The organism is Marinitoga arctica (assembly GCF_054657315.1).
Window position 1 is genome coordinate 1 of sequence record NZ_BAAHYY010000065.1, and the last position, 1,029, is coordinate 1,029.

Annotated in this window: 1 protein-coding gene; it reads left to right on the top strand. The window is 30.5% G+C overall.

What is annotated here, in order from left to right; all coding sequences use genetic code 11:
* Positions 1-389: 389 nt before the first annotated feature.
* A partial coding sequence (istA, locus tag ACYQ44_RS10345) for an IS21 family transposase (protein ID WP_459997198.1) occupies positions 390-1,029 on the top strand: 640 nt, incomplete at its 3' end.

Genomic DNA, 1,029 nt, shown 5'->3' on the forward strand with positions numbered 1-1,029 from the left:
AACTCCTCTCTGAAAGAGATAGAAACTGAAATCTATGATTTCAGCGATTTTTCTAATTTTTTCCATCTCGGAAAGCAACTCCTCTCTGAAAGAGATAGAAACTGAAGTTGACTCATTTTTTCCTCAGCCTCAAGTCTCCAACTCGGAAAGCAACTCCTCTCTGAAAGAGATAGAAACTAGAAAATGCCGTTTCGGCATTCCCACACTGCCCCCTCGGAAAGTAACTCCTCTCTGAAAGAGATAGAAACCTTTTTTCCCCATAGGGGGTTTCGGTTTGTAAATGGTAAAATAAAAATGTAGGAAAAGAGGAAAATAAAAATGAACAAAAATGAACAAAAGAGATAAAGAAATAATGGTATCCTTCTTTTTTGGAAAGGAGGATACCAAAGATGGAGAAATTAAAACAACAACTAGAAATAATAAGGATGATGGGAATGAAACCAAATTTTTCTGAATTAGGAAGAATATATGGATATGACAGAAGAACAATAAAAAAATATTGGGAAGGATATGAAGGAAAACCAAAGAGAAGAAATAAAAAAAGTAAGTTAGATGAATATTATGAAAGAATAAAATTAATGTTATCAACGAAAGGAATTACAATGAGAGCAGTATATGAAAAATTAAAAGATGATGGTTTAGATATAGGGACATATTCTAATTTTAGGAAATATGTTAAAAGAAAGGGGTTGATAGAAAAGGAGAATATAAAAGGACATCCAAGATTTGAAACATTACCTGGGATACAAGCACAAGTTGATTGGAAAGAAAACATAAAGTTGTATTCAAAAAATGGAGAAGGATATGAGATTAATGTATTTAATTACAAATTAGGATATTCTAGATATTGTTATTTTGAATATAGAGAAACAAAAACACAACAAGATGTATTTGAATGTTTAATAAATGCATTTAAAGAAACAGGAGGTGTTCCACAAGAGATATTATTTGATAATATGAGAACAGTTGTAGATATAACAGATAATGGAAGAAGGATAAATTATAAAATGAAAGCATTTGCTAAAGATG